Source organism: Kitasatospora sp. NPDC048286 (assembly GCF_043201735.1).
GTDB lineage: Bacteria > Actinomycetota > Actinomycetes > Streptomycetales > Streptomycetaceae > Kitasatospora.
Genome location: NZ_JBICZE010000015.1, coordinates 121,984 through 144,284, shown reverse-complemented (window position 1 = coordinate 144,284; position 22,301 = coordinate 121,984). Strand labels below are relative to the sequence as shown.

Here is a 22,301-nt window from a genome sequence, read left to right as displayed (position 1 = left end):
AGCGCCAGGGGTGGTTGGCTTCCCGCAGCCTGGCGAGCAGAGCTGCCCGCCGGTCGCGTTCCTCGGGCGTCAACGGGGCCTCGCTGAACTCCTCCGGAGAGAGGACCGGTCGAAGCCCGGCGAACCGCGCAGGGGGCCACAGGTGAGACTTCATCCAGCCGTACGGGTCCACAGGCGCAGCACCCTCACAAGGGCCCTCCAAGGGGGCCTGAGGGCCCTCCTGGACGTCATCCGTCATCGCGCACCGCCAGACATTCCCCGTCATCCACGTGCTGGGCGCGCCACTTGGCGACCTTGCGCAGGATCGTCGGGTTGTCCGGGTACTGCGCTGCCATGCCGTCGAAGAGTTCACATCCGGGACACTGGCCGGCGTCCGGGGCGGTCTCGGCGCTGATCGGCAGGATGCGCCCAACCAGCGCCATCCGGCTAACGCCCGCCACAGGACACCGCCGTATCGCCAGGAGCCCCTTGGGCGACCACCAAGGCCGACACCTCGGCGCCGTGGTCGCCGAGAACGCGGAAGGACACCAACGCCCCGCTGCGCGCCTCTTTCCGCTCGGAGAACGTCCGCGTGCCCCGGTTCTTCGCCTTCATCGGCCTCCTCCCGTTGAACTGTCTCCAAGATCTGACAGCGCCCGGGACGGTGAAACCTCATGCAAAGGACACTTCAGAACGTCCCTCGGGCGGTACAACGTCCCTACAAGAGTCCGGACATTGCGGGGAGACACGCGAGATGCCGAACGAGAGACTGAAAGCCGTTATGGAGTCGGGTGGTTGGACGTGCGCTGCCCTGGCGGACAAGGCCGGCGTCGACACCAAGTCGGTTGAGCGCTGGGCCAATCAGAACCGGACGCCCCGGTTGGGGACGGCCCGTGTGGCTGCCGAAGCGCTGGGAGAAGACATGTTCGCACTGTGGCCGAGCCTGCGGCAGCCACGAGCCGCGCGAGCGATAAGCCCCGAGCTGGTGGCCCTGTACGAGCAGCGGGCCGACCTACCGGTGTCCGTCATCGTGGACTTGCTGGAGAAGGCAACCCAGCGCATCGACGTGTTGGTCTACGCCGCTGTCTTCCTCCACGAGGCCTACCCACGGCTCAACGAGCTGCTCCGGGAGCGCGCCGCCGAGGGCTGTGCGGTCCGGATCGCGATTGGCGACCCCGACAGCGAGAACGTGCGGCAGCGCGGGGAGGAAGAGAAGTTCGGCCACGGCATCGAGTCCCGGTGCAGGCTCGCCCTCATGCACTACCGGCCGCTCCTCGGCACGCCCGGCATCGAGGTCCGGACCCACGGGACCACGCTCTACAACAGCCTCTACCGGGCCGACGACCAGCTGTTGGTGAACGCCCACGTGTGGGGCGTGAACGCTTTCGGAGCGCCCGTCTGGCACCTTCGACGGACAGGTGCAGGAAGGCTCTTCGACACCTACGCTTCGAGCTTCGATGCGGTGTGGAGCACCGCCCGACCGGTCGAGGAGAGCTGATCCGTGGCACGGACCGAGTACTACGACGATCCCGACGCCCCCAAGCCCAACCGGCTGGTGGTCGCCGCCTCTGCCGTCGTGACGGACGAGGCCGGGCGCATCCTGCTTCAACGAAGGGTCGACAACGGCCTGTATGCCCTGCCCGGCGGGACGATGGACCTCGGCGAGTCGCTTCCGGCTACTGCTGCACGGGAGGTCTTCGAAGAGACCGGCCTGGAAGTCGAGATCACCGGCCTGGTCGGCACGTACACCGACCCGCGCCACGTCATCGCGTACTCGGACGGTGAGGTCCGCCAACAGTTCAACGTCTGCTTCACCGCCCGGGTGACGGGCGGCGCGCTGCGCATCTCCGACGAGTCCACCGACCTCCGCTTCGTCCTCCCCGAGGAGATCGCCGACCTGCCGATGCACCACACCCAGCAGCTACGGCTCCGGCACTTCCTGGAGCAGCGGACCTCTCCCTACCTCGGCTAGACCGACGGCCCGGGCCTCAGCCGGCACCGGTGACCAGCCCTGCACCGGAATGCGGACGGGTGGCGTGAGGTTTGATTGGGGCATGGCTTCTCGTGCACGTGTCCGCGCCCCCGAGCTGGTCGGCGCCGGTGGATGGCTCAACACAGGCGGCAAGGAACTCAAGCTTGCCGACCTGCGAGGTAAGTGTGTCGTACTAGACTTCTGGACCTTCTGCTGCATCAACTGTCTGCACGTCCTGGACGAGCTGCGGGAGCTGGAGGAGAAGCACCGCGACACCGTGGTGATCGTCGGGGTGCACTCGCCGAAGTTCGTGCACGAGGCCGACCACGCGGCCGTCGTGGACGCCGTCGCCCGCTACGAGGTGCACCACCCCGTGCTGGACGACCCGGCGCTGGCCACCTGGAAGCAGTACGCGGTGCGGGCCTGGCCGACGCTGGTGGTGATCGACCCGGAGGGCTACGTGGTCGCCCAGCACGCCGGCGAGGGCCACGCCCACGCACTCGCCCGGCTGGTCGAGGAGCTGGAGGCCGAGCACGCCGCGAAGGGCACGCTGCGCCGCGGCGACGGCCCGTACGTGGCGCCGGAGCCGACCGCCGGGGACCTCAAGTTCCCGGGCAAGGCGCTCCGGCTGCCGAACGGCCACTTCCTGGTCGCCGACTCCGGCCACCACTCCCTGGTCGAGCTGGCCGAGGACGGCGAGACGGTGGTGCGCCGGATCGGCGACGGGCGGCGCGGTCTGGTGGACGGCGACGGCACGGACGGTGCCGGCCCGCGGTTCAGCGAGCCGCAGGGCCTCGCGCTGCTGCCGGAGGGCTCGGAGTACGACGTGGTCGTCGCCGACACGGTCAACCACGCCCTGCGCGGCGTCCGGCTCGCCGACGGCCTGGTGACCACCCTGGCCGGCACCGGCCGGCAGTGGTGGCAGGGCTCGGCCACCGAGGGCCCGGCCCGCGAGGTGGACCTCTCCTCGCCGTGGGACGTCGCCTGGTTCGACGGCCGGGTGTGGATCGCGATGGCCGGCGTGCACCAGCTGTGGTCGTACGACCCGGCCGCCGGCACGGTCGCGGTCGCGGCCGGCACCACCAACGAGGGCCTGGTGGACGGGCCCGTCGCCGAGGCCTGGTTCGCCCAGCCGTCCGGCCTCGCGGTCTCGGCGGACGGCGAGCGGCTCTGGGTGGCGGACTCCGAGACCTCCGCGCTGCGCTGGGTTTCACGTGAAACACGAACGGTCCACACCGCCGTCGGCACCGGCCTGTTCGACTTCGGCCACCGCGACGGCGCGGCCGACCAGGCGCTGTTCCAGCACCCGCTGGGCGTCACCGTGCTGCCGGACGGCTCGGTGGCCGTCGCCGACACCTACAACCACGCGCTGCGCCGCTACGACCCGGCGAGCGGCGAGGTCAAAACGCTGGCCACCGACCTGCGCGAGCCCTCCGGCGCGGTGCTGGTGGACGGCGACGTGGTGGTGGTCGAGTCGGCCCGGCACCGGCTGACCAGGCTGCGGCTGCCGGAGGAGGCGGTGCGGGTCGAGTCGGTGGCGCACCGCACCCAGCGCGCCGCCACCGAGGTCGCCCCGGGCGCCTTCCGGCTGGACGTGGTCTTCGAGGCGCCGAACGGCCAGAAGCTGGACGAGCGCTACGGCCCGTCCACCCGGCTGCTGGTCAGCGCGACCCCGCCCGAGCTGCTGGTCTCCGGAGCCGGCGCGGACAGCGACCTCTCCCGCGAGCTGGTGCTCTCCGCCGAGGTCGCCGAGGGCGTGCTGCACGTCTCGGCGATGGCCGCCTCCTGCGACGACGACCCGGAGATCGAGTACCCGGCCTGCCACGTGCACCAGCAGGACTGGGGCGTGCCGGTGAAGCTGGTCGCCGACGGCGCCCGCCGCCTCCCGCTGGTCCTGGCCGGGATGGAGTAGACCCCCGGAGCACACGGAGCGGAGCAAGCGGGAAGGGGCCCGGCGAACGAACGCCGGGCCCCTTCCGCGAACCGTGCTCAGCCCTCCAGGAAGGCCTTGAGCGCGCTCGCCAGCAGGTACGGGTCCTCCGCCCCGCACAGCTCGCGCGCCGAGTGCATGGAGAGCGCCGCGATGCCGCAGTCCACCGTCCTGATGCCCAGCCGCGCCGCCGTGATCGGGCCGATCGTCGTGCCGCAGGGCATGGCGTTGTTGGAGACGAAGGTCTGCCACGGCACGCCCGCCTTCTCACAGGCGGCCGCGAACACCGCCCGGCCGACGCCGTCGGTCGCGTAGCGGTTGTTGACGTTGACCTTGAGGATCGGCCCGCCGTTCGGCATCGGGTGGTGGCCCGGCTCGTGCCGCTCGCTGTAGTTCGGGTGGACGGCGTGGCCCATGTCCGAGGAGAGGCAGACGGTGCCGGCGAGCGCCCGGGCCCGGTCCTCGGTGGTGCCACCGCGCGCGTGGATCGTCCGGTCCAGCACGTTGCCGAGCAGCGGGCTCTGCGCGCCGGTGTCGGACTCGCTGCCGGTCTCCTCGTGGTCGAAGGCGGCCAGCACCGGGATGTACGGCAGCCGGGCGGCGCCGTCGGCGGTGGCGACCGCGGCGAGCGCGGCGGTCGCCGCGTGCACCGAGAGCAGGTTGTCCAGGCGCGGGGCGGCCAGCAGCTCGCGGTCGCGGCCCAGGTAGGAGGCGGGCTGGACGTCGTGGGTCATGAGGTCCCAGCCGACCACGTCGGCGGCGGCCAGGCCGGCCCGCTCGGCGACGTAGGAGATCAGCGCGCCCTCGTCGACCGGGCCGAGGCCCCAGATCGGGGTGAGGTGGCGCTGCTTGTCGAGCTTCATGCCCTCGTTGACCTGGCGGTCCAGGTGGATGGCGAGCTGCGGCACGCGCAGCAGCGGCTCGTCCAGCTGGACCAGCCGGGCGGTGCCGTCCTTGAGCGCGAGCCGGCCGGACAGGCCGAGGTCGCGGTCCAGCCAGGTGTTCAGCGGGACGCCGCCGTAGATCTCCACGGCGACCTGCCGCCAGCCCTCCGAACCGGTGTCCGGGACCGGCTTGACCCGCAGGTTGGGCGAGTCGGTGTGGGTGCCGACGATCCGGAACGGCGTCTCGGGGCCCGCTCCCTCCGGCAGGTACCAGGCGATCAGCGCGCCCCCGCGGATCAGGTAGCGCCCGCCGGCCGCGGTGTCCCACGCGTCCGTCTCGGCGACCTGCCGGAAGCCCGCCTTCTCCAGCCGCTCGGCGGCGCTCGCCACCGCGTGGTACGGAGACGGCGAGGTGCCGAGGAACGCGATCAGGTCGTCGCTGTGCGTCCGGTCGAAGAATGCCTGGCGGGCGGCGGTCGACATACTGCTCCTGGGTCGAGTGAGGGCCGAAGCCGGATGGGGAGTCGACTTCGCACCTGAGCATATGCCCGTACACAGACAGGGCATTCGGAACACCTCGTTCGAGATGTGCCCCGGACGTGTCCGCGAACCGCCCTGCGGGACCGGGGGGTTCCGCCCCGGGGCACCACGGCACGTCAGCGGCTCGACGCCGCGGCACATCGGCACCACGACGCCGAAGCACCACGGCACCTCGGCACCGACACACCGAAGGGCCCGGTGGCAGCCGGGCCCTTCGGTGTGAGGGTGTGTCAGGCGGTCCGGTCAGGAACCGAGGCTCAGAAGGCCTCCTCCGCCAGCTCCATGATCTCGTTGTCGATGCCCTCGGCGATCAGGCGCTGCGGGGCGACGGTCGGCAGGACGTTCTTGGCGAAGAAGCGGGCCGCCGCGACCTTGCCCTGGTAGAAGGGGACATCCTTCTCCGAGGCGCCGGCCTCCAGCTTGGCCAGGGCCACCGCGGCCTGGCGCAGCAGCAGCCAGCCGACCACGACGTCGCCGGAGACCATCAGCAGGCGGGTGGTGTTGAGGCCCACCTTGTACATGTTCTTGACGTCCTGCTCGACCGAGGAGAGGTCGGCCAGGAGCTTGCCGATGATGGCCTCGAGGTCGCCCGCGGCCTTGGCGAGCAGGTCGCGCTCGGCGGCCAGGGCGTCGCCGCCGGCGGCGGAGCCGATGAACTTCTGGATCTGCTCGGACAGCGCGGTGAGCGCCTGGCCGCCGTCCTTGACGATCTTGCGGAAGAAGAAGTCCTGGCCCTGGATCGCGGTGGTGCCCTCGTACAGGGTGTCGATCTTGGCGTCCCGGATGTACTGCTCGATCGGGTACTCCTGCAGGTAGCCGGAGCCACCGAAGGTCTGCAGGGACTGGGCGAGCTGCTCGTAGGACTTCTCCGAGCCGTAGCCCTTGACGATCGGCAGCAGCAGGTCGTTGAGGCGCTCGGCGGCCTCGTCGCGCTCGCCGCGCAGCTTGGCGGCCATCATGTCGTCCTGGGTGGACGCGGTGAACAGCACCAGCGCGCGCATGCCCTCGGCGTAGGCCTTCTGGGTCAGCAGCGAGCGGCGCACGTCCGGGTGGTGGGTGATGGTGACGCGCGGGGCGGTCTTGTCCAGGAACTGCGAGATGTCGGCGCCCTGCACGCGCTCCTTGGCGTACTCCAGGGCGTTCAGGTAGCCGGTGGAGAGGGTGGCGATGGCCTTCGTGCCGACCATCATCCGGGCGAACTCGATGATCTTGAACATCTGGCGGATGCCGTCGACCTTCTCGCCGAGCAGCCAGCCCTTGGCCGGGTGCTTGGCACCGAAGGTCATCTCGCAGGTGTTCGAGGCCTTGAGGCCCATCTTGTGCTCGACGTTGGTGGCGTAGACGCCGTTGCGCTCGCCCAGCTCGCCGGTCTCCCAGTCGAAGTCGAACTTGGGGACGATGAACAGGCCCAGGCCCTTGGTGCCGGGCTTGCCGCCCTCGGGGCGAGCCAGCACCATGTGGACGATGTTCTCGGACATGTCGTGCTCGCCCGAGGTGATGAAGCGCTTCACGCCCTCGATGTGCCAGGAGCCGTCCTCCTGCTGGATCGCCTTGGTGCGGCCGGCGCCCACGTCGGAGCCCGCGTCGGGCTCGGTGAGGACCATGGTGGAGCCCCACAGGCGGTCGGTCATCCGCTGGGCGACCGCGAGCTGCTCCTCGGTGCCCTCCTCGGCGATGACGCCGGCGAAGGCCGGGCCGGAGGAGTACATCCAGATGGCCGGGTTGGAGCCCAGGATCTGCTCGGCGAAGGCCCAGATCAGCGAGTTCGGGGTGACCTGGCCACCGATCGACTCCGGGATGCCCAGACGCCACCACTCGGCGTCCATGAAGGTCTGGTAGCTCTTCTTGAAGGTGGCCGGGATCGGCGCGGTGTTGGTCTCCGGGTCGAAGACCGGCGGGTTGCGGTCGGTGTCGGTGAAGGACGCCGCCAGGTCGTTCTCGGCGAGGCGCGAGATCTCGCTGAGGATGTTCTTCGCGGTCTCGACGTCCATGTCCGCGAACGGTCCGGTGCCGTACACCTGCTCGCGGCCGAACACCTCGAAGAGGTTGAACTCCACGTCCCGCAGGTTGGACTTGTAGTGACCCATGGCCGTTATCTCCGGTTCGTCGCTTCCGGGAGACCGCCGCTTCCGGCGTCCCGTACCCACCAGTAGGCATCATGATGCTACCCAGCGGTAACTTGGGCAAGCCCCCGCCGGGGAATCCGCCGCTATGAACGTGGTCACGTCCCACAGCCGGGACGGCCACTCCTTGTCAGGATCGGCGCCAGCGGAGGAGGGTGCGCGACCGCTAGCCTGTCCGTGTGTACGGATATGACCAGAACACATACCCGGGCGACCCCTACCAGCAGCAGGCGGGACCGCAACAGGGCATGAACGGCATGCCCGGACCGGACGCCTACGGCGGGCAGGCGCAGGCCCCCCAGCAGTCCCTGTACCCCGAACCCTCGCCGCCCTCACTCGCGGACGCCGTGCGGGCCTTCACCACCGGCTCGATGGCGGTCGAGGACTTCCAGGCGATCTTCATCACCTCGAAGGTGCACTGCCCCCGCGGCGACCGCCCCGGCTTCCTGGCGCTGCACAACACCCCGACGCCGGTGATCCCGATGTTCAGCTCGCTGAAGGAGCTGCGCCGCTACGCCGGCAAGGACTCCAAGCACTTCACCGTCACCGGCGCCGAGGTCCTGGACCTGCTGCCGACCGGCTACGGCTTCGCGCTGGACATGGAGGGCGAGCACCGGATGGTGTTCGACGCCAAGGCCGTCGAGCAGATGGTCGACTTCACGATGCGCCGGATGTACGGCTGACCCATCCTGGACGAGGAGCCCCGCGCTCCTTTGTCACCACATAGTTCAACATTCAACTTGCTTGTTGTTGAGAATTGAACTAACCTCGTGGACGTAGGCCAGACACCCCCCGAAGGAGGCCGACATGCCCGCCGTGACCGTCGACAACCCGCTGACCCTCCCGCGCGTCACCACGCCGGACCCCGCCGTCACGAGCGCCCGGCCGGTCCTCACCGTGGCGACCGCCCCCGAGGGCTTCGAAGGCGAGGGCTTCCCCGTCCGCCGCGCCTTCGCCAAGATCAACCAGAAGTACCTCGACCCGTTCATCATGATGGACCAGATGGGCGAGGTGGACTACGCGGCCGGCGAGCCCAAGGGCACCCCCTGGCACCCGCACCGCGGCTTCGAGACCGTCACCTACATCATTGACGGAACGTTCATCCACCAGGACTCGCACGGCGGCGGTGGCACCATCACCGACGGCGACACCCAGTGGATGACGGCCGGCTCCGGCCTGCTGCACATCGAGAGCCCGCCGGAGTCGCTGGTGATGTCCGGCGGCCTCTTCCACGGCCTCCAGCTGTGGGTGAACCTGCCCGCCTCGGACAAGATGATCGCCCCGAAGTACCAGGACATCCGCGGCGGCAACGTCAAGCTCCTCAGCACCGAGGACGGCGGCGCGCTGCTCCGGGTGATCGCGGGCGAGCTCGACGGCCACCAGGGCCCCGGCACCACCTTCACCCCGATCACCATGATCCACGCCTCGATCAGCCCCGGCGCCCAGATCACCCTGCCCTGGCGCTCCGACTTCAACGCCCTCGCCTACGGCCTCGCGGGCAGCGGCTCGGCGGGCGCGGAGCGGCGCCCCTTCCACCGGGGCCAGGCCGTCGTCTTCGGCGACGGCGACTCGATCACCATCCGCGCCGACGAGAAGCAGGACTCCCGCGACAACAACTTCGAGGTGGTCCTGCTCGGTGGCCTCCCGATCCGCGAGCCCGTCGCCCACTACGGCCCGTTCGTGATGAACAGCCACCGCGAACTCCAGCAGGCCATGGAGGACTTCCAGGCCGGCCGGCTCGGCACCATCCCCGCTTCCGGTCACTGAGGGCTCCGGAGCCGGAACGGCGGAGCGGCCGCAGGTGGCACCTGCGGCCGCTCCGCCGTTCCCGCCGTCCCCCGCTACAGCAGCGCGTAGAGGGCCGAGGCGTCGTCGTGCGTCTTGCCCCGCGGCCAGCGCGCGCAGTCGGCGTCCGCCCGCTCCACCGCCCGGACCTGGGCGATCAGCTCGCCCGGCCCCGACTCGGCGAGCAGTCGCAGCGCGTCGCCCCAACTGCCGAGACCGAAGCGCTCGGTGTAGCGCGAGGCGCCGTCGGTGAGGGCCGCCAGCGCGTGCAGCCGGTCCAGCCGCACGAAGCCGGTCTCGGCGTGCTCGGCCGCCCGCGGGCTGGCGGCGGCGATCCACGGGCCGTTGCCCCGGTTGCGGGCGGCGCGCACGGCCAGCGCGTACTCCAGGTGCAGCGCGGCCCGCTCGGCCGAGCCGGGGACGGTCTCCCAGACCTGGCGGCGCAGCTCCTCCCCGCCGGGGAAGCGCTGGTTGTCCCCGATCACCCTCGGCGGACCGTCCTTGAACTCCAGCACCAGCAGGGAGTCGCCGAGCACCAGGTACTCCAGCGCCTCGCCGTGCCGCCGGGCCGCGACGACCATCGCGGCGGGGGTGTTGGCGTGGGCCAGGTCGCAGCGGCCGCCGTGCAGCGCGGCCGTCTCCACGATGGCGTCGGCCAGGCACTCGGCGATCGAGCGGTCCGCCCGGTCGGTGAGCCGGGCGAGCAGGTGCACGCCCAGCCGGCGCACGTACCAGGCCGTCCCGTGCCGGCACCCGGACTCCAGGCCGGCCGGCGAACTCGCGCCGTCCAGCAGGACCAGCGCCTCCGGCGAGGCCGCCGCGAAGTCCTCGCTCTCGCGGTCGGGCCGCCGTGCTTCCCCTGCGAGCTGTAGCTGCATCCCGACAGTGTGGCCGCCACCCCCGGTCCGCGCCCAGACCCGTGCGCCGGTGTGGCGCGGTCCGGGGCACGGCGCCCGGTGGCAGCCGGGGCGATTCGGCCATACCGTCGGACAGTGACCGGACGATTCGGCCAATCGGAGCGGGCCGGGTTCGGGATCACCTTCGGGGGTCCGGGCCGCCCGCGACTGACGAGGAGCGGAAGATGTTCTGGGAGTTCATCGTGTTGCTGGCCGCCTCGCTCGGCTTCCCGACCGCCGCCCTGTTCTACCTGATCGGCGGGCCGCGCTTCCCCGACGAGCGGCGCGGCCCCGACACCGCCCGACACGCGGGCACCGGGGCCACCGGCTCTTCCCGGACCTCCTGAGGGGCAGCGCGCCGTTCCGGCTCACCCTGGCGGCCCCGGCGGCGTCCCTAACGCTCCGCCAGGACGCTCTCGAGGAGCGCCGCCTGCGCCAGCAGCCGCTCGTCCCCGCCCTCCGCACCGACCACCTGGAGCCCCAGCGGCAGCCCCCGCGCGGTCCGCCCGGCCGGCAGGCTGAGCGCCGGCCGCCCGAGGAAGCTCCACGGCAGCGACATCACCGCGTCCCCGGTGCTGTGCAGGCCCTCCGGCGCCCCGCCGGTGGCCGAGGGCGCCAGCCACAGGTCCACCCCGGCCGCCGCACCCGCCGCGGCCACCCGCTCGCCCAGCTCCTCCCGGAACCGCAGCCCGGCCGCCCGGTCCTCGGCCGCGACGCCCTGCCCGGTCCGGATGCTCGCCACCGTCTCCGGCCGGTAGAGCCCGCCGAAGCGGGCGAACCAGTCGGCGTGGCTGCGGGCCAGCTCGAAGCGGTTGACCGCCTGCAACTGCCGGGTGATCCCGGCGAAGTCCGGGAACAGCTCGACCCGGCGCACCGTGAACCCGGCCCGCACCAGCCGCGCCAGCCGCTCCTCGAAGGCGTGCAGCGCGGCCGGTTCGGCGTGCTCCAGGTACGTCCCGTCCGGCACCCCGAGCACGGGCGCGGACGGCGCCGCGGGCTCCGCGCGCCAGCCGTCGCAGAGCAGCGGGGCCACCAGGGCCACGCCCGCCAGGTCGGCGGTGAACGTCCCGAGGGTGTCGAGGCTCGGCGCGTTCGGGATCACCCCGGTGACCGGGATCCGCCCGTACGTCGGCCGGAAGCCCACCACCCCGCAGTACGCGGCCGGGCGGATCACCGAGCCGACGGTCTGGGTGCCGATCGCCAGCGGCACCAGCCCGGCCGCGACCGCCGCCGCCGAGCCGCTGCTGGAGCCGCCCGGGGTGTGCCCCGGATGGTGCGGGTTGCGGGTCGGGCCCGGGGCGCTCGCGGCGAACTCGGCGGTCACCGTCTTGCCCGCGACCAGCGCCCCCGCCGCCCGCAGCCGGTCCACCACCGCGGCCTGCGGCCCGGCCAGCACCCCGGGCGGCAGCGCCGAACCGCCGTGCGTGGGCAGCCCGTCCACGTGCACGATGTCCTTGACCCCGACCGCCACCCCGTACAGCGGCGGCCGCCCGCAGGGCTCCGGGTACCGCTCGGCCAGCTCCCGCGCCTGCGACCGCAGCCGCCCGTACCGCCCGGGCTCCGGCACGAACGCGTGGATCATCGGGTCCACCCGCTCGACCAGCGCGCACAACCGGTCGACGTACTCGGGAAGTTCGGGCACACCGGCGCGCAGTCCGGCGGCCTCGTCGGTCAACGGCCGCGGCCGGACGAGGGGTTCCTCCATGCCGGTCACAGTAGACGGCCTCACGCGACCGGCCTCACTCGTGGTGTTCGGCCGCCAAGTACGGTGCCTCGCGCAGGAAGTACGCCCCGCAGGTGTGGCAGCACAGCTCCGTGGTCTTCCCCCAGTCCACCGCCTCCCGCACCCGCGCGCCCGGATCGAGTTCGCGCCCGCACATCGCGACGCTCTCCTCGCCCCGGACCACGTGCCACAGCCGCACCCCCGCGGCCGCACCGCCCTCGCCGTACTCAGCCCGCATCTGGTGCCTCATGCCCCCATCGTCCGGCCCGCCCCCACCCCCGGCAACCGCAGGCCGGGGGCCACGCTCCGGGCTCCGCGCCGACGCCCGCCCGCCCTCAGGACGCCGCGCGCAGCAGGGCGCCGTCCTGCCACTTGAGGATCTTGTCGAAGCTGACGATCGCGCCGCGCAGGGGGTGGTTGCGGAGCTGGACGTGGTCGGTGAGGGCGTGGATGAGGAAGAGGCCCCGGCCGGATTCGGCGGTGAGGTCGGGGAGGGTGTCCAGGTCGACCGGGCGCAGCGTGGGGGCGCTGGGGCGGAACGGCAGGACGTGGGTGTCGTACGGGTGGCCGTCGCGGCGGGGGCGGTGGGCGGCGAGGACGCGGACCGGGACGGTGGCGCGGCCGCGGCGGGTGCGCCGGGCCGCACGGCCGGCCGCCGGGCGGGCCTCGGCCGGGGCCGCCGGGCGGCGGGCGGGCGCGGCGGGCACCGCGGGGGTGGGCAGGCCGGGCCCGGAGTCGGTGACCTCGATCCGCAGCCGGTCGCCGCAGATCGAGGCGGTGACCTGGAAACCGTCGTCGGGCCGCCCGGTGGCGCCGTGCTCGACGGCGTTGGCGCAGGCCTCGGTGAGGGCGACGCCGAGGTCGTCCGCGATCTGCGGGTCGACGCCCGCGGTCGCCATCGCACCGAGCAGGATGCGCCGGGCCAGCGGAACGCTGGCCGGGTCGCGCTTGAGGTGCAGAGTCCACCAGATGTCCACGGGAGGTCCCTCCTGGCTGCGGCTCCACATACAACTAGGTATCTCCGGGCGTTTCGCGGGTGAACCGTGCCCGGGGCCCGCTACCGCCCGTTCGGCGGATGGACCGGGGGACGTGGTCTGTGCCGGGCGACGCGTACGCCCCTGCGCACGCCGCGGCCGAAAGGGGCATTCGTAGGGATTTCCCACCCTGCCCGTGTCAGCGGCGTACGCAATGAGAGGATGGCCCGGCCATGACTGCCCTCGCCGCCGCCCCGCTCCCGGGCGCCCCCGGACCGGCTCAGCCGGTGGGGTCCGCCGCCTGGGACCTGCGGCTTGCCCGGGCGGTCCCGTTCGCGCTGGTGTGCACCCTGATCGCGGCCGCCGGGCACTCCCTGGCGGGCGGCGGGAACGTGCCGCCGACGGCGCTGGCGCTGGGCTTCGCCGCGGTGCTGGCGTTCGCGGCGGTCTGCGGCGGGCGGGAGCGTTCGCTGGCGGCCATCGCCGGGGCGCTCGGCGCCGGGCAGCTCGGGCTGCACTTCCTCTTCCACGGCTTCGACGGCGCCATGTCCGGCATGCACCACGGCGGTGCCGGTCCGCTGACCGTGCCGCAGGTGGCCGGCCGGCTGATCTGCAACGAGGCGAGGCCCGGCACGCTGGTCGGCCTGCCCGGCAGCCCCTCCCCGGAGCAGCTGGTCTCCTCCGCGGGCCTGGACCCGCACGCGTTCGCCACCGCGCCCTGGTGGCAGGCCGGGCTGTTCGGCATGACGCCGTCGATGCTGGTCGGGCACCTGGGCGCCGCGCTGGTCGCGGGCTGGTGGCTGCGGCGCGGCGAGGCGGCGCTGTGGCGGCTGCTGCGGGTGGCCGCCGCGGCTGCCCGGGAGCACTGGGCGGCGCCGCTGCGCACGGCGTTCGCGCTGGTGGCCGCGCTGCTGCGCGGTCTGTTCGGCGAGGCCGGCCCGGCCCGCCGGTTCGGTGCCCGGGGCGGGGAGAGCCCGCTCCCGGCGGGTGCCGTGCTGCGGCACAGCGTGGTGCGGCGCGGCCCGCCGTGCGGGGCCCTCGCGTACTGACCGACGTTCCTGGCGCCCCGTGCGGGCCGGGTTCGCGGCGTGCGCACCGTCCGGCCGTTCCCCCGACCACCGGGGCGGCCCGAGGCTCTGCCCCCACCTCCCCACGCGCGGCCCCGCGGCACGGCTCACGTCCGTCGCCCGGTTCCGGCCGCCGCCGAGCTCCGATCGGAGACCCGCATCATGCGTTCCCTTCCCACCCGCCGTCTCGCCGCCGTCGCCCTCACCGCCGCCGCCTCCGTGGTGGCGCTGGCCGGCCCCGCCTTCGCGCACGTCACCGTGAACCCGGGCTCGGCCACCCAGGGCGGCTACACGGCCGTCGACTTCCGGGTGCCGAACGAGAGCGACACCGCGAGCACCGTGAAGCTGGAGGTCAACCTCCCGCTGGACCACCCGCTGGCCTCGGTCCGGACCCTGCCGCTGCCGGGCTGGACCGCCACCGTCGAGAAGGCCAAGCTCGACAAGCCGATCAAGGTGCACGGCAACGACGTCACCGAGGCCGTCTCCAAGATCACCTGGACCGCCGACGCCGGCACCAAGATCGCCCCCGGCCAGTTCCAGGAGTTCCGGGTCTCGCTCGGCCCGCTGCCGACCGACACCGAGAGCATGGAGTTCAAGACCCTCCAGACCTACGACAACGGCGACATCGCCCGTTGGATCGACGAGTCCAAGGAGGGCCAGCCCGAGCCGGCCAAGCCCGCGCCCGTCCTGAAGCTCACCAAGGCCGCCGGGGGCGACGGCCACGGCGTCACCGCCACCCCCGCCGCGGGCGCCCACGGGGACAGCTCCGACCAGGCCGCCTCCGCCGACGCCAAGTCCAGCGACTCCACCGCCCGCACCCTGGGCGTGGTCGGCATCGTGGTCGGCGTGATCGGCACCGCCGTCGGCGTGCTCGGCCTGCGCCGCAAGAGCGGCGGCTCCGCCTCCTGACCCACCGCGCCGGCGGTGCCGCACCCGCACACCGGGTGCGGCACCGCCGGACGTCCACCGCGCACGATCGGAACCCGCATGTCCCGCACCACCCGCACCACCCGCCTGGCCGGCGCGGCCGCCCTCGCGCTGGCCGCCGCCCTGACCCTCTCCGCCTGCGGGTCCTCCGGCGGCGGGGACTCCACCGCCGCCAAGGTCACCCGGCAGAAGGAGGACACCCCGTACCAGGGCACCAAGCTCGCCAAGAACTTCGAGAAGCCGGACCTCCAGCTGACCGACACCTCCGGCCAGCCCTTCGACCTGCGGCAGCAGACCAACGGCAAGGCCACCCTGCTGTTCTTCGGCTACACCAGCTGCCCGGACGTCTGCCCGACCACCATGGGCGACATCGGCGTCGCGATGAAGGCGCTCCCGGCGGAGGACCGGCAGAAGATCAACGTCGTCTTCGTCTCCACCGACCCGCAGCGCGACACCCCCAAGGTGCTGCGCACCTGGCTGGACTCGATGGGCAGCGACTTCATAGGCCTCACCGGGGACCTGGCCAAGGTGAAGACCGCCGCCAAGTCGCTCGGCATCATGATCGAGGACCCGGTGGTCAACGGGGACGGCACCGTCACCTCCACCCACGGCGCGCAGGTGCTGGCCTTCCTCCCCTCGGACGACAAGGCGCACGTGCTCTACATGAGCGGCACCGAGGAGAAGACCTACGAGCACGACCTGCCGCTGCTCGCCAAGGGGGTCGCGGCGTGAGCCCGGTCCAGACCGGAACCAGCCGGTTCCGCCGCAGTGCCCTGCTCGGCGCCGTCGTCGCGACCGCCCTGGGCGGCGGCGTGATCCTGGCCGCGTGCGGAACGGGCGGCCAGGACGGCGCCTCCGCCGGCCCGGCCAGGATCAGCGTCGCCGACGAGTACATCCCGCTGCCGCCGACCGGCGGCATGGCGGCCGGCTACCTGACCGTCCGCAACGACGGCGGGAAGGACCAGCTGCTCAAGGTGACCAGCCCGGCCGCCGAGTCGGTCACCATGCACCGCTCCACCGCGTCGACCATGGAGCAGGTGGACAGCCTGGACGTCCCCGCGCACGGCGCCCTGCAGCTCGCCCGCGGCGGCAACCACCTCATGATCATGGGGTGGCAGAAGGCCCCCGCCCTCGGCGACGAGCTGGAACTCGACCTCACCTTCGCCAAGTCCGGCACCATCTCCGTCAAGGTGCCGGTCAAGGAGCTCACCTACCGACCCGGCCAGAGTTAAGGGGACCGCCAGCATGCAGTCGGCCGGCCTGGAGAAGGCCACCCACCGCCGGATCGCCGGGGTGCTCGGAGTGCTCGGCGCGTTGCTCGCGCTGATGCTCGCGGGCGCCGGGCCGGCCTCCGCGCACGCCACCCTGGATTCCACCGACCCGTCGCAGAACTCGGTGGTCGGGACCGCCCCACGGGCGGTGACGCTGACCTTCAGCGAGTCCGTCTCGCTCTCCGGCGACTCCGTGCGGGTGCTCGACCCGGCGGGCAAGGCCGTGGACACCGGCAACCCGGCGCACGCCGACGGCAAGGGCAACACCGCCCGGGTCGGGCTGCAGGACGGGCTCGCCAACGGCACGTACACGGTGGCCTGGCGGGCCGTCTCGGACGACTCGCACCCGGTCGGCGGCGCGTTCACCTTCTCCATCGGTGCCCCCTCGGACACCACGGTGTCGGCCACCGCGTTCCAGGGCGCCGAGGCCGACGGCCTGGTCGCCGCCCTGTACGGCACCGGGCGCGCCGTCGCGTACACCGCCTTCGCGCTGTTGGTCGGCGTCGCCGCCTTCGTGCTGATCTGCTGGCCGGCCGGCACCGCCCGGCCCCGGGTGCAGCGGCTGCTGATGACCGGCTGGACGGCGCTGCTGGTCTCCACCGTCGCGGTGCTGATGCTGCGCGGCCCCTACGAGCGCGGCACGGGGGTCGGGCAGGCCTTCGACCTGTCGCTGATGCGCGCCACGCTGGACGAGCGGATCGGCACCGGGCTGGCCGCCCGGCTGCTGCTGCTCGCGGCGGGCGGGGTGTTCCTGTCGCTCCTGGTCGGGCAGTTGGGGCAGGCGCCGCGGCCGGTCGTGCCCAAGCCGCGGGACGAGGACGGGAACGGCACCGCCGCCGAGGGCTCCGCCGCTTCCGAGGACGACGCCGAGGCCGCCGAGCTGCGCGAGCTGGAGCGCCGGGCCGCCGAACGGCCGCAGCGCGAGGTCCGGCTGGGCCTCGGCGTGGCCGGACTGGTGCTGGCGGTCGCCCTCGCGGCGACCTGGGTCGGCGCCGACCACGCCTCGGTGGGCATCCAGGTCTGGCTGGCCCTGCCGCTCGGCGTCCTGCACCTGATCGCCATGGCGCTCTGGCTGGGCGGGCTGGCCGCGCTGCTGGTCGCGCTGCGCGAGGGCGTCGGCGTCGAGGTGGTGGACCGCTTCTCGAAGATCGCCTTCGGCTCGGTGGCCGTGCTGGCCGTGACCGGGATCTACCAGTCCTGGCGGGGCCTGGGCAGCTGGAACGCGCTGACCGGCACCGAGTACGGGCGGCTGCTGCTGGTGAAGAGCGGCTGCGTGGTCGCGATGCTCGGCGTCGCCTGGATGTCCCGCACCTGGCTGGCCAGGCTGCGCTCGGCTCCGGCCGAGGCGGAGGAGGTCGCGCCGGTCGAGCTGCCGGAGCCGGTCGCCGTGGCGGCGAACAGCGAGGACCCGGTCCGGCAGGCGCAGCTGGAGCGCCAGCTGGCCGCCCGGCAGAGCGCCGGACGCGACCGCGGGCTGACCCCGACCCGGGCCGGGCTGCGCCGCTCGGTGCTGGTCGAGGCGCTGGTCGCGGTGGCGGTGCTGGTGGTCACCACGATGCTCACCAACTCCCCGCCCGGACGGGTCGCGGACGAGATCAAGGCCCGGGCGGCCGGCGCCGCGGTGGCCGGCGGGCCCGGGGCGGCGGCGCAGACCGAGCCGGGCCGCACCGTCGAGCTCAAGCTCCCGTACGACACCAAGGGCCGGACGCCGAACGCCAAGGGCACCGCGACCGTCAGCCTCAACCCGGCCCGGACCGGGGCGAACGAGGTGCAGCTCGCGCTGGACGGCGCGGACGGCCAGCCGGTGGACGTCCCCGAGGTGCAGCTCGCCTTCACCCTGCCGGACCGCGACCTCGGCCCGCTGCCGGTCCAGCTCACCCCGGAGGGCACCGGCCGCTGGAGCGGCATCGCGCAGCTGCCGCTGGCGGGCAACTGGGTGGTGTCGGTGCAGGTCCGCTCCTCCGACATCGACCAGACCACCCCGACCCAGCAGTTCAAGATCGGGTGAGCGGGGTGACGGACGTTTCCACGGAGCACGGTCCGACGGCGGACGGCGCGACGGCGCACGAGTCGGCTTCGAACGGGTCGGCGGGGCCGGCGGGCTTCACCCGGCGGGCGCTGCTCGGCACCGCCGGGGCCGGGCTGCTGGCGGGAGCCGGCGCGGGCGTCGCCGGGGCGGTCACCCTGGACGGGCGGGGCGGCGGGACGACCGTCGCGGCGGGCCCGTCCGGCGGGGCGCTGGGCGCGGCCCGGGTGCCGTTCCGCGGCGAGCACCAGGCCGGGATCACCGACCCGGCGCAGGCCAGGGTCCAGCTGGCCGCCTTCGACCTGGCCGAGGGCGTCGGCCGGGACGGGCTGCGCACCCTGCTGCAGCGCTGGACGAGGGCGGCCGAGCGGCTGACCGCCGGGGAGCCGGCCGAGGAGTTCGACGGCCAGGTCGCGCTGGACGCCGGGCCCTGCTCGCTCACCGTCACGGTCAGCTTCGGCGCCGCGCTGTTCGACAAGGCCGGGTTGGCCGACCGCCGCCCGCCCGGGCTCGAACCGCTGCCCGCCTTCCCCGGCGACGCGCTCGACCCGGCCCGCGGCGACGGCGACCTGTTCGTCCAGATCGGCGCGGACGACGCCCTGGTCGCGGTGCACGCCCTGCGGGTGCTCCAGCGGCTGGCGGCCGGGACGGCGGCGCTGCGCTGGCAGTCGGCCGGCTTCGCCCGCACCCCCGGCGCCGCCGCGCAGCCGGTGACCGGACGCAACCTGATGGGCCAGGTCGACGGCACCAACAACCCCCGGCCGGACGAGGAGGGCTTCGCCGCCAAGGTGTTCTGCGCCGCCGGCGGGGACCAGCCGGCCTGGCTGGCCGGCGGCTCGTACCTGGTGTTCCGGCGCATCCGGATGCTGCTGGACCACTGGGAGGCGCTGCCGGTGGACCGCCAGGAGCGGGTGATCGGACGGCGCAAGTCGGACGGCGCCCCGCTCGGCGCGCCCGCCGGGGCCGGTGAGCGCGCCCCGGTCGACCTCACCGCGCAGGGCCCGGACGGCACCCTGGCGATCCCCGCCGACGCGCACATCCGGGTCGCCGCCCCGGCGGCCAACGGCGGGGCGGCGATGCTGCGGCGCGGCTTCTCGTACCACGACGGGCTGCTGCCGGACGGCTCGCCGGACGCCGGGCTGCTCTTCCTCGCCTTCCAGGCCGACCCGCGCAAGGGGTTCACCCCGGTGCAGCGCAAGCTCTCCCGGGGCGACGGCCTCTCCCGCTTCCTGCGGCACGAGGCGAGCGGCCTGTACGCGCTGCCGCCGGGCCCGCCGCCCGGAGGCTACCTCGGCCAGCAGTTGTTGGAGGGGTAGTTCCCCCGGGTTCACCCGGTCCACCGCCGCGGTCCCGGCCACCGGAACGCTTTCCTGCCGGGGCCGCGGAATCGTTATGGTGACTGCTTCGGCACACCCTGACCGCGCAGCACCGAGAGCCCCGGAGGCGTCATGTCGGCCACCCGCTACACCTACCTCGGACCGGCCGGCACGTTCACCGAGGCGGCCCTGCACACCCTGCCGGAGGCGGCGACCAGGGAGCTGGTCCCGCTGTCCTCGGTGGCGCTGGCGCTGGACGCGGTACGCGGCGGGGAGGCGGCCGGGGCGTTCGTCCCGATCGAGAACTCGGTGGAGGGCGCGGTCACCGCGACCAACGACGAACTGGCCTCCGGCGCACCGCTGATGATCTACCGTGAGGTGCTGCTGCCGATCGCCTTCGCGCTGCTGGTGCGGCCTGGCACCGAGCTGTCCGGGGTCAAGACGGTGACCAGCCACCCAGTGGCCCAGCCGCAGGTGCGGCGCTGGCTGGCGGCCAACCTGCCGGAGGCGACGTGGGAGTCGGCCGCCTCCAACGCGGACGGCGCCCGGCTGGTCGCCGAGGGCCGCTACGACGGCGCGTTCGCGGGCGAGTTCGCGGCGCCGATCTACGGGCTGGAGCCGCTGGTCAAGGAGATCGCGGACGCGAAGAGCGCGGCCACCCGGTTCGTGCTGGTCGGCCGCCCCGGGCGGGTCTCCTCGCCGACCGGCGCGGACAAGACCTCGATGGTGGTCTGGCTGCCGGACGACCACCCGGGCGCGCTGCTGGAGCTGCTGCAGGAGTTCGCGGTGCGCGGGGTCAACCTGATGCGGATCGAGTCCCGCCCGACCGGCGAGGGCATGGGCAGCTACTGCTTCCTGATCGACTGCGAGGGCCACCTGTCCGAGCGCCGGGTGAGCGAGGCGATGATGGGGCTCAAGCGGATCTGCCCGAAGGTGCGGTACCTCGGCTCCTATCCGCGCGCCGACCGGCAGGCGTCCACCCAGCGGCGGCCGGGGACCTCGGACGAGGATTTCACCTCGGCGGCGGACTGGCTCTCCCGCGCGCTCGACGGCCGCGGGGACATCTGAACGCCATCCATCGTCATTCCAGCCTTTTCCGACCGTTTTTGATCGACCCGATCGGGCGGGACGAGTGACCTCACCGTCATCCACAGGCGGCCCCCGGTCGGCGGCCGCTGTCCACAGGGGACCCCGACTGTCCACAGCCGGGAGTTATCCACAGGCCTGGGGACGAGTCGACAAACCGGTATAGCCATTGCCCGGATCCGGTCGGACCATCGGTTTGCGTTGCAGAGATGACCAATCGGACCAGAGTCACCCGGTTGCCAGCAAATCACCCGTCCGAGTGGTTCAATTCCCTCACCCGAGAAGGTTGATTGAGGTTTGAAACCTCAATTCCCTGGTTCGTTCACGCGGAAGGCAATCCTCCCCTTTGATCCACAGGTTCGGGGTTCGGCCTGTGGATAACCCGCCGGCGGAGAGTTCCCCACAGAAGTTATCCACAGGCGAGGGTGAGTTATCCCCAGGGGAAAAGCCGTACCGGTGGAGGAACGGTCTCCCGGTACGCTTGGGCCTGTGATTGACCTTCGCCTGCTCCGTGAGGACCCTGACCGAGTGCGCGCCTCGCAGCGCGTCCGTGGCGAGGACGTCGACCTGGTCGACGCCCTCCTCTCCGCCGACGAACGGCGCCGGTCCTCGGGCAGCCGCTTCGACGAACTGCGCAACGAGCAGCGGGTGCTCGGCAAGCAGGTCGCCCAGGCCAAGGGCGACGAGAAGGCCGCCCTGCTCCAGCGCACCAAGGACCTGGCCGCCGAGGTCAAGGCCGCCGACGCCGAGCAGAGCGCGGCCAAGGAGGAGGCCGACCGCCTGCTCCGCTCCCTGGCGAACCTCATCGACCCGGCCGCCCCGGTCGGCGGCGAGGAGGACTTCGTCACCCTGGAGGAGATCGGCACCCCGCGCGACTTCGCCGCCGAGGGCTTCGAGCCCCGTGACCACGTCGAGCTCGGCCAGATCCTCGGCGCGATCGACACCGAGCGCGGCGCCAAGGTCGCCGGTGCCCGCTCCTACTACCTGACCGGCGTCGGCGCGCTGCTGGAGCTCGCCCTGGTCAACATGGCGATCGCCCAGGCCACCGCGGCCGGCTTCACCCCGATGATCACCCCGACCCTGGTCCGCCCGGCCGCCATGGACGGCACCGGCTTCCTCGGTCAGGCCGCCGAGAACGTGTACCACCTCGCCGAGGACGACCGGTACCTGGTCGGCACCAGCGAGGTCCCGCTCGCGGCGTACCACATGGACGAGATCCTCGACGCCGACAAGCTGCCGCTGCGCTACGCCGGCTACTCGTCCTGCTTCCGCCGCGAGGCCGGCACCTACGGCAAGGACACCCGCGGCATCATCCGCGTCCACCAGTTCGAGAAGGTGGAGATGTTCGTCTACACCACTCCGGAGGACGCGGAGAACGAGCACCGCCGCCTGCTCCAGTGGGAGAAGGACTTCCTCAACGCCCTCGAACTGCCCTACCGGGTGATCGACGTCGCCTCCGGCGACCTCGGCGCCTCGGCCGCGCGCAAGTTCGACATCGAGGCGTGGATCCCCACCCAGGGCAAGTACCGCGAGGTCACCTCGACCTCCAACACCACCGAGTACCAGGCCCGCCGGCTCTCCATCCGGATGCGCGAGGAGGGCAAGACCCGCCCGCTGGCCACCCTGAACGGCACCCTGGTCGCCATCCCGCGCACCATCGTGGCGATCCTGGAGAACCACCAGCAGGCCGACGGCTCGGTCGTCGTGCCCGAGGCGCTGCGGCCGTTCCTCGGCGGGCGGACCGTCCTCCAGCCGGTCGGGTAACCCGGTCCGCACCACCCAGCACCACCCGCAACTCCCGG

Annotated in this window: 21 protein-coding genes; 14 read left to right on the top strand and 7 right to left on the bottom strand. The window is 73.0% G+C overall.

Going from position 1 to position 22,301, the window contains the following annotated elements; translation table 11 throughout:
* Positions 1 to 227: 227 nt before the first annotated feature.
* Positions 228 to 422, bottom strand: a complete 195-nt coding sequence (locus ACGF13_RS31525) for a hypothetical protein (protein WP_392881716.1) — start codon at positions 420 to 422, stop codon at positions 228 to 230.
* Positions 423 to 733: 311 nt separating this feature from the next.
* Here ACGF13_RS31525 and ACGF13_RS31520 point away from each other — a divergent pair, with 311 nt between their 5' ends.
* The 3 genes from ACGF13_RS31520 to ACGF13_RS31510 all read left to right on the top strand — a co-directional run bounded on the left by ACGF13_RS31520 (position 734) and on the right by ACGF13_RS31510 (position 3,863).
* The gene (locus tag ACGF13_RS31520) at positions 734 to 1,477 is read left to right on the top strand and encodes an XRE family transcriptional regulator (protein ID WP_392881714.1); all 744 of its coding nucleotides are present in this window, start codon (positions 734 to 736) and stop codon (positions 1,475 to 1,477) included.
* A gap of 3 nt (positions 1,478 to 1,480) precedes the next feature.
* Positions 1,481 to 1,951, top strand: a complete 471-nt coding sequence (locus ACGF13_RS31515) for an NUDIX domain-containing protein (protein ID WP_392881711.1) — start codon at positions 1,481 to 1,483, stop codon at positions 1,949 to 1,951.
* Between the two features lie 82 nt (positions 1,952 to 2,033).
* Positions 2,034 to 3,863 (top strand): NHL domain-containing thioredoxin family protein, encoded by a 1,830-nt coding sequence (locus ACGF13_RS31510; protein WP_392881709.1) that lies wholly within the window; start codon positions 2,034 to 2,036, stop codon positions 3,861 to 3,863.
* 77 nt (positions 3,864 to 3,940) lie between these two features.
* On the opposite strand, the gene ACGF13_RS31505 is transcribed toward ACGF13_RS31510, so the two are convergent.
* A complete protein-coding gene (locus tag ACGF13_RS31505; protein ID WP_392881707.1) occupies positions 3,941 to 5,248 on the bottom strand; it encodes a M18 family aminopeptidase in 1,308 nt (435 codons plus the stop codon).
* A gap of 314 nt (positions 5,249 to 5,562) precedes the next feature.
* Positions 5,563 to 7,392, bottom strand: coding sequence for an acyl-CoA dehydrogenase (locus ACGF13_RS31500; protein WP_392881704.1), 1,830 nt, complete (start codon positions 7,390 to 7,392; stop codon positions 5,563 to 5,565).
* 215 nt (positions 7,393 to 7,607) lie between these two features.
* Here ACGF13_RS31500 and ACGF13_RS31495 point away from each other — a divergent pair, with 215 nt between their 5' ends.
* Both ACGF13_RS31495 and ACGF13_RS31490 read left to right on the top strand, forming a co-directional pair.
* Complete coding sequence (locus tag ACGF13_RS31495) at positions 7,608 to 8,111, top strand: SseB family protein (protein ID WP_392881702.1); 504 nt, start codon at positions 7,608 to 7,610, stop codon at positions 8,109 to 8,111.
* Positions 8,112 to 8,235: 124 nt separating this feature from the next.
* Positions 8,236 to 9,195 (top strand): pirin family protein, encoded by a 960-nt coding sequence (locus ACGF13_RS31490; protein WP_392881700.1) that lies wholly within the window; start codon positions 8,236 to 8,238, stop codon positions 9,193 to 9,195.
* A 74-nt stretch (positions 9,196 to 9,269) separates the two neighbouring features.
* Here the strand turns inward: ACGF13_RS31490 and ACGF13_RS31485 are convergent, their stop codons facing one another.
* On the bottom strand, positions 9,270 to 10,091 hold the full coding sequence (locus ACGF13_RS31485; RefSeq protein WP_392881698.1) for an integrase: 822 nt from the start codon (positions 10,089 to 10,091) through the stop codon (positions 9,270 to 9,272).
* 203 nt (positions 10,092 to 10,294) lie between these two features.
* On the opposite strand from ACGF13_RS31485, the gene ACGF13_RS31480 reads away from it, so the two are divergent.
* Positions 10,295 to 10,456 carry a hypothetical protein gene (locus tag ACGF13_RS31480; protein ID WP_392881695.1) on the top strand — a complete coding sequence of 54 codons (162 nt, stop codon included), beginning with the start codon at positions 10,295 to 10,297 and terminating at the stop codon, positions 10,454 to 10,456.
* Between the two features lie 47 nt (positions 10,457 to 10,503).
* Here the strand turns inward: ACGF13_RS31480 and ACGF13_RS31475 are convergent, their stop codons facing one another.
* The 3 genes from ACGF13_RS31475 to ACGF13_RS31465 form a co-directional block, all read right to left on the bottom strand.
* The gene (locus ACGF13_RS31475; RefSeq protein ID WP_392881693.1) at positions 10,504 to 11,814 is read right to left on the bottom strand and encodes an amidase; all 1,311 of its coding nucleotides are present in this window, start codon (positions 11,812 to 11,814) and stop codon (positions 10,504 to 10,506) included.
* Between the two features lie 34 nt (positions 11,815 to 11,848).
* Positions 11,849 to 12,082 carry a hypothetical protein gene (locus ACGF13_RS31470; RefSeq protein WP_392881690.1) on the bottom strand — a complete coding sequence of 78 codons (234 nt, stop codon included), beginning with the start codon at positions 12,080 to 12,082 and terminating at the stop codon, positions 11,849 to 11,851.
* An 85-nt stretch (positions 12,083 to 12,167) separates the two neighbouring features.
* On the bottom strand, positions 12,168 to 12,809 hold the full coding sequence (locus tag ACGF13_RS31465; RefSeq protein ID WP_392881687.1) for an ATP-binding protein: 642 nt from the start codon (positions 12,807 to 12,809) through the stop codon (positions 12,168 to 12,170).
* A gap of 230 nt (positions 12,810 to 13,039) precedes the next feature.
* On the opposite strand from ACGF13_RS31465, the gene ACGF13_RS31460 reads away from it, so the two are divergent.
* The 8 genes from ACGF13_RS31460 to serS all read left to right on the top strand — a co-directional run bounded on the left by ACGF13_RS31460 (position 13,040) and on the right by serS (position 22,263).
* A complete protein-coding gene (locus ACGF13_RS31460) occupies positions 13,040 to 13,855 on the top strand; it encodes a hypothetical protein (RefSeq protein WP_392881684.1) in 816 nt (271 codons plus the stop codon).
* Positions 13,856 to 14,035: 180 nt separating this feature from the next.
* Positions 14,036 to 14,782, top strand: a complete 747-nt coding sequence (locus ACGF13_RS31455) for a YcnI family protein (RefSeq protein WP_392881683.1) — start codon at positions 14,036 to 14,038, stop codon at positions 14,780 to 14,782.
* Positions 14,783 to 14,860: 78 nt separating this feature from the next.
* Positions 14,861 to 15,532 carry an SCO family protein gene (locus ACGF13_RS31450; protein ID WP_392881681.1) on the top strand — a complete coding sequence of 224 codons (672 nt, stop codon included), beginning with the start codon at positions 14,861 to 14,863 and terminating at the stop codon, positions 15,530 to 15,532.
* Positions 15,529 to 16,032, top strand: coding sequence for a copper chaperone PCu(A)C (locus ACGF13_RS31445; protein WP_392881679.1), 504 nt, complete (start codon positions 15,529 to 15,531; stop codon positions 16,030 to 16,032). The genes ACGF13_RS31450 and ACGF13_RS31445 overlap by 4 nt, the downstream gene beginning before the upstream one ends.
* A gap of 13 nt (positions 16,033 to 16,045) precedes the next feature.
* Entirely contained in the window at positions 16,046 to 18,079 is a 2,034-nt protein-coding gene (locus ACGF13_RS31440; protein WP_392881677.1) for a FixH family protein, read from the top strand.
* A 5-nt stretch (positions 18,080 to 18,084) separates the two neighbouring features.
* The gene (gene efeB, locus ACGF13_RS31435; protein WP_392881675.1) at positions 18,085 to 19,413 is read left to right on the top strand and encodes an iron uptake transporter deferrochelatase/peroxidase subunit; all 1,329 of its coding nucleotides are present in this window, start codon (positions 18,085 to 18,087) and stop codon (positions 19,411 to 19,413) included.
* A gap of 132 nt (positions 19,414 to 19,545) precedes the next feature.
* Complete coding sequence (gene pheA / locus ACGF13_RS31430; protein ID WP_392881673.1) at positions 19,546 to 20,481, top strand: prephenate dehydratase; 936 nt, start codon at positions 19,546 to 19,548, stop codon at positions 20,479 to 20,481.
* Positions 20,482 to 20,988: 507 nt separating this feature from the next.
* Positions 20,989 to 22,263 carry a serine--tRNA ligase gene (gene serS / locus ACGF13_RS31425; protein ID WP_392881670.1) on the top strand — a complete coding sequence of 425 codons (1,275 nt, stop codon included), beginning with the start codon at positions 20,989 to 20,991 and terminating at the stop codon, positions 22,261 to 22,263.
* The last annotated feature ends 38 nt before the right edge of the window (positions 22,264 to 22,301 follow it).

Bases quoted from the DNA above. Each gene is read 5' to 3' on its own strand.
- ACGF13_RS31455 (WP_392881683.1), top strand. From the start codon at position 14,036: ATGCGTTCCCTTCCCACCCGCCGTCTCGCCGCCGTCGCCCTCACCGCC.
- ACGF13_RS31460 (WP_392881684.1), top strand. From the start codon at position 13,040: ATGACTGCCCTCGCCGCCGCCCCGCTCCCGGGCGCCCCCGGACCGGCT.
- ACGF13_RS31480 (WP_392881695.1), top strand. From the start codon at position 10,295: ATGTTCTGGGAGTTCATCGTGTTGCTGGCCGCCTCGCTCGGCTTCCCG.
- ACGF13_RS31510 (WP_392881709.1), top strand. From the start codon at position 2,034: ATGGCTTCTCGTGCACGTGTCCGCGCCCCCGAGCTGGTCGGCGCCGGT.
- ACGF13_RS31525 (WP_392881716.1), bottom strand. From the start codon at position 422: ATGGCGCTGGTTGGGCGCATCCTGCCGATCAGCGCCGAGACCGCCCCG.
- ACGF13_RS31520 (WP_392881714.1), top strand. From the start codon at position 734: ATGCCGAACGAGAGACTGAAAGCCGTTATGGAGTCGGGTGGTTGGACG.
- pheA (WP_392881673.1), top strand. From the start codon at position 19,546: ATGTCGGCCACCCGCTACACCTACCTCGGACCGGCCGGCACGTTCACC.
- ACGF13_RS31470 (WP_392881690.1), bottom strand. From the start codon at position 12,082: ATGAGGCACCAGATGCGGGCTGAGTACGGCGAGGGCGGTGCGGCCGCG.
- ACGF13_RS31485 (WP_392881698.1), bottom strand. From the start codon at position 10,091: ATGCAGCTACAGCTCGCAGGGGAAGCACGGCGGCCCGACCGCGAGAGC.
- ACGF13_RS31475 (WP_392881693.1), bottom strand. From the start codon at position 11,814: ATGGAGGAACCCCTCGTCCGGCCGCGGCCGTTGACCGACGAGGCCGCC.
- ACGF13_RS31500 (WP_392881704.1), bottom strand. From the start codon at position 7,392: ATGGGTCACTACAAGTCCAACCTGCGGGACGTGGAGTTCAACCTCTTC.
- ACGF13_RS31440 (WP_392881677.1), top strand. From the start codon at position 16,046: ATGCAGTCGGCCGGCCTGGAGAAGGCCACCCACCGCCGGATCGCCGGG.
- ACGF13_RS31490 (WP_392881700.1), top strand. From the start codon at position 8,236: ATGCCCGCCGTGACCGTCGACAACCCGCTGACCCTCCCGCGCGTCACC.
- ACGF13_RS31505 (WP_392881707.1), bottom strand. From the start codon at position 5,248: ATGTCGACCGCCGCCCGCCAGGCATTCTTCGACCGGACGCACAGCGAC.
- ACGF13_RS31450 (WP_392881681.1), top strand. From the start codon at position 14,861: ATGTCCCGCACCACCCGCACCACCCGCCTGGCCGGCGCGGCCGCCCTC.